The organism is Curtobacterium sp. ISL-83, from assembly GCF_018613895.1.
Taxonomy (GTDB): Bacteria; Actinomycetota; Actinomycetes; order Actinomycetales; family Microbacteriaceae; genus Curtobacterium.
Genome location: NZ_JAGGPH010000029.1, coordinates 1 through 5343, shown reverse-complemented (window position 1 = coordinate 5343; position 5343 = coordinate 1). Strand labels below are relative to the sequence as shown.

Genomic DNA, 5343 nt, shown 5'->3' with positions numbered 1-5343 from the left:
GCCTCTCTGGCGGAACCTCTTTGTGGGGTCGAGCGGGGGGTGCGTCTGGTCCTTGAGAACTCAACAGCGTGCACATTGTCAATGCCAATTTATTGACCTCGTACATGATCAGCTTGCTGGTCGTGTTCGGAGACAATTCCTTTTGGATTGAAGATTGTCAGTAGACAGTCAACAGTCAGAATCAACTCGCTGACACTTCGGTGTTGGTTGTAATTATTTTACGGAGAGTTTGATCCTGGCTCAGGACGAACGCTGGCGGCGTGCTTAACACATGCAAGTCGAACGATGATGCCCAGCTTGCTGGGCGGATTAGTGGCGAACGGGTGAGTAACACGTGAGTAACCTGCCCCTGACTCTGGGATAAGCGTTGGAAACGACGTCTAATACTGGATATGATCACTGGCCGCATGGTCTGGTGGTGGAAAGATTTTTTGGTTGGGGATGGACTCGCGGCCTATCAGCTTGTTGGTGAGGTAATGGCTCACCAAGGCGACGACGGGTAGCCGGCCTGAGAGGGTGACCGGCCACACTGGGACTGAGACACGGCCCAGACTCCTACGGGAGGCAGCAGTGGGGAATATTGCACAATGGGCGAAAGCCTGATGCAGCAACGCCGCGTGAGGGATGACGGCCTTCGGGTTGTAAACCTCTTTTAGTAGGGAAGAAGCGAAAGTGACGGTACCTGCAGAAAAAGCACCGGCTAACTACGTGCCAGCAGCCGCGGTAATACGTAGGGTGCAAGCGTTGTCCGGAATTATTGGGCGTAAAGAGCTCGTAGGCGGTTTGTCGCGTCTGCTGTGAAATCCCGAGGCTCAACCTCGGGCTTGCAGTGGGTACGGGCAGACTAGAGTGCGGTAGGGGAGATTGGAATTCCTGGTGTAGCGGTGGAATGCGCAGATATCAGGAGGAACACCGATGGCGAAGGCAGATCTCTGGGCCGTAACTGACGCTGAGGAGCGAAAGCATGGGGAGCGAACAGGATTAGATACCCTGGTAGTCCATGCCGTAAACGTTGGGCGCTAGATGTAGGGACCTTTCCACGGTTTCTGTGTCGTAGCTAACGCATTAAGCGCCCCGCCTGGGGAGTACGGCCGCAAGGCTAAAACTCAAAGGAATTGACGGGGGCCCGCACAAGCGGCGGAGCATGCGGATTAATTCGATGCAACGCGAAGAACCTTACCAAGGCTTGACATACACCGGAAACGGCCAGAGATGGTCGCCCCCTTGTGGTCGGTGTACAGGTGGTGCATGGTTGTCGTCAGCTCGTGTCGTGAGATGTTGGGTTAAGTCCCGCAACGAGCGCAACCCTCGTTCTATGTTGCCAGCGCGTTATGGCGGGGACTCATAGGAGACTGCCGGGGTCAACTCGGAGGAAGGTGGGGATGACGTCAAATCATCATGCCCCTTATGTCTTGGGCTTCACGCATGCTACAATGGCCGGTACAAAGGGCTGCGATACCGTAAGGTGGAGCGAATCCCAAAAAGCCGGTCTCAGTTCGGATTGAGGTCTGCAACTCGACCTCATGAAGTCGGAGTCGCTAGTAATCGTAGATCAGCAACGCTACGGTGAATACGTTCCCGGGCCTTGTACACACCGCCCGTCAAGTCATGAAAGTCGGTAACACCCGAAGCCGGTGGCCTAACCCTTGTGGAAGGAGCCGTCGAAGGTGGGATCGGTGATTAGGACTAAGTCGTAACAAGGTAGCCGTACCGGAAGGTGCGGCTGGATCACCTCCTTTCTAAGGAGCATCTGACTCGCCTCGCCTCACTTGTGTGGTGGTGGGGGTGGGTTCAGGCGCCTGATTCGGACCGAACGTGTCCGACGGGTAGCTCATGGGTGGAACATTGACAGTGCAGTTGGGAGCGATGCTTCCGATCTCAGTACACCGGGGCTTGCCTTGGTTGGAACGGGTCGGGGTGGAGGTCTTGGCTGGTGCACGTTGTTGGGTCCTGAGGGACCAGGCTTCCTGCCGAAGCGGATCTGTGATGGGTTCGTGGGTGGTGGGGGTTGGGCCTGCGGGTCCTTCGTTGGGCCACATGATGCTGGAGCGGTTGCTTCGGGGGAGTGTGGTGCCGATCGTATGTTGAGAACTACACAGTGGACGCGAGCATCTTTAGATTCGCGTGATGAATGTTTCGGGCCTTCTCGGTCCGGGACCGCTTCGTGACGTTGGATCGCAATTTTAATCTTTGTGGTCAAGTTTCTAAGAGCAAACGGTGGATGCCTTGGCATCTGGAGCCGAAGAAGGACGTAGAAATCTGCGATAAGCCTCGGGGAGCTGATAATCGAGCTTCGATCCGAGGATTTCCGAATGGGGAAACCCCGCTGGGCGCTTTTGCGACCTGGTGACTCCCGCCTGAATATATAGGGCGGGTAGAGGGAACGTGGGGAAGTGAAACATCTCAGTACCCACAGGAAGAGAAAACAACATGTGATTCCGTGAGTAGTGGCGAGCGAAAGCGGATGAGGCTAAACCGATCATGTGTGATAGCCGGCGGGCGTTGCATGGTCGGGGTTGTGGGACACGTCGCTCAGTTCTGCCGGACTGGGGCGGTTACAGCGCATCATAGTCGAACCGGTTTGAAAGCCGGGCCGTAGTGGGTGCCAGCCCCGTAGACGAAATGATGTTATGGCCGGATGTGTATCCCAAGTAGCACGGGGCCCGAGAAATCCCGTGTGAATCTGTCAGGACCACCTGATAAGCCTAAATACTCCCAGATGACCGATAGCGGACAAGTACCGTGAGGGAAAGGTGAAAAGTACCCCGGGAGGGGAGTGAAATAGTACCTGAAACCGTTTGCTTACAAACCGTCGGAGCCTCCTTTGTAGGGGTGACGGCGTGCCTTTTGAAGAATGAGCCTGCGAGTTAGTGATATGTGGCGAGGTTAACCCGTGTGGGGCAGCCGTAGCGAAAGCGAGTCTGAATAGGGCGATTCAGTCGCATGTCCTAGACCCGAAGCGAAGTGATCTATCCATGGCCAGGTTGAAGCGACGGTAAGACGTCGTGGAGGACCGAACCCACTTCAGTTGAAAATGGAGGGGATGAGCTGTGGATAGGGGTGAAAGGCCAATCAAACTTCGTGATAGCTGGTTCTCTCCGAAATGCATTTAGGTGCAGCGTTGCGTGTTTCTCGCCGGAGGTAGAGCTACTGGATGGCCGATGGGCCTCAACAGGTTACTGACGTCAGCCAAACTCCGAATGCCGGTGAGTGAGAGCGCAGCAGTGAGACGGTGGGGGATAAGCTTCATCGTCGAGAGGGAAACAACCCAGACTACCAACTAAGGTCCCTAAGCGTGTGCTAAGTGGGAAAGGATGTGGAGTTGCACAGACAACCAGGAGGTTGGCTTAGAAGCAGCCACCCTTGAAAGAGTGCGTAATAGCTCACTGGTCAAGTGATTCCGCGCCGACAATGTAACGGGGCTCAAGCACACCACCGAAGTTGTAGATTTCGCATATTGACAAGCCTTCGTGGTTCAGTCGTGCGGAGTGGTAGGAGAGCGTCGTGTGGCGAGTGAAGCGGCGGAGTAATCCAGCCGTGGACGCCACACGAGTGAGAATGCAGGCATGAGTAGCGAAAGACGGGTGAGAAACCCGTCCTCCGAAAGACCAAGGGTTCCAGGGCCAGGTTAATCCGCCCTGGGTAAGTCGGGACCTAAGGCGAGGCCGACAGGCGTAGTCGATGGACAACGGGTTGATATTCCCGTACCGGCGAACAACCGCCCAAGCTAATCCAGTGGTGCTAAGAGTCCTAACCCGTGACTTGCGGATCCCTTCGGGGTGATGCGGCACGGTCTAACGCTCGACCCCATGCTGGTGCGGTTAGCGTATGAACAGGTGTGACGCAGGAAGGTAGCTGAGCCAGGCGATGGTATCCGTAAGGTGATCCTGGTGTAAGGATGTAGGGCTGACGATAGGCAAATCCGTCGTCTGTACGCCTGAGATCCGACGCGTACCCGTAAGGGGAAATCAGTGATCCTATGCTGCCGAGAAAAGCATCGACGCGAGGTTGCAGCCGCCCGTACCCGAAACCGACTCAGGTGGTCAGGTAGAGAATACCAAGGAGATCGAGATAATCGTGGTTAAGGAACTCGGCAAAATGCCCCCGTAACTTCGGGAGAAGGGGGGCCGGACGCGTGACCGGATTTACTCCGTGAGCGTTGAAGGCCGCAGAGACCAGTGGGAAGCGACTGTTTACTAAAAACACAGGTCCGTGCGAAGTCGCAAGACGATGTATACGGACTGACGCCTGCCCGGTGCTGGAAGGTTAAGAGGAAGGGTTAGCCTTTGGGCGAAGCTCTGAATTTAAGCCCCAGTAAACGGCGGTGGTAACTATAACCATCCTAAGGTAGCGAAATTCCTTGTCGGGTAAGTTCCGACCTGCACGAATGGCGTAACGACTTCCCAGCTGTCTCAACCGCGAACTCGGCGAAATTGCACTACGAGTAAAGATGCTCGTTACGCGCAGCAGGACGGAAAGACCCCGTGACCTTTACTACAGTTTGGTATTGGTGTTCGGTGTGGCTTGTGTAGGATAGGTGGGAGACTGTGAAGCGGGCACGCTAGTGTTCGTGGAGTCATTGTTGAAATACCACTCTGGTCACTCTGGATGTCTAACGTAGGACCCTGATCGGGTTCATGGACAGTGCCTGATGGGTAGTTTAACTGGGGCGGTTGCCTCCCAAAGAGTAACGGAGGCGCCCAAAGGTTCCCTCAACCTGGTTGGCAATCAGGTGGCGAGTGTAAGTGCACAAGGGAGCTTGACTGTGAGACTGACAGGTCGAGCAGGGACGAAAGTCGGGACTAGTGATCCGGCAGTGGCTTGTGGAAGCGCTGTCGCTCAACGGATAAAAGGTACCTCGGGGATAACAGGCTGATCTTGCCCAAGAGTCCATATCGACGGCATGGTTTGGCACCTCGATGTCGGCTCGTCGCATCCTGGGGCTGGAGTAGGTCCCAAGGGTTGGGCTGTTCGCCCATTAAAGCGGTACGCGAGCTGGGTTTAGAACGTCGTGAGACAGTTCGGTCCCTATCCGCTGCGCGCGTTGGAAATTTGAGAAGATCTATCCCTAGTACGAGAGGACCGGGATGGACGAACCTCTGGTGTGTCAGTTGTTCTGCCAAGGGCACCGCTGATTAGCTACGTTCGGACCGGATAACCGCTGAAAGCATCTAAGCGGGAAGCCGTCTTCGAGATGAGATTTCCATGCACCTTGAGTGTGAGAGGCTCCCAGCAGACTACTGGGTTGATAGGCCGGATGTGGAAGCGGGGACTAACGACCCGTGGAGCTGACCGGTACTAATAAGCCGAAGACTTGACAACACAATTATTTCCCGCACCTTT

Annotated in this window: 2 rRNA genes; both read left to right on the top strand. The window is 55.4% G+C overall.

The annotated features are described in order from the left end of the window. Positions 1–217: 217 nt before the first annotated feature. Positions 218–1739, top strand: a 16S ribosomal RNA gene (locus J7E22_RS17000). Between the two features lie 455 nt (positions 1740–2194). Then, positions 2195–5322, top strand: a 23S ribosomal RNA gene (locus tag J7E22_RS16995). Together the 16S and 23S rRNA genes form the textbook arrangement of a ribosomal RNA operon. The last annotated feature ends 21 nt before the right edge of the window (positions 5323–5343 follow it).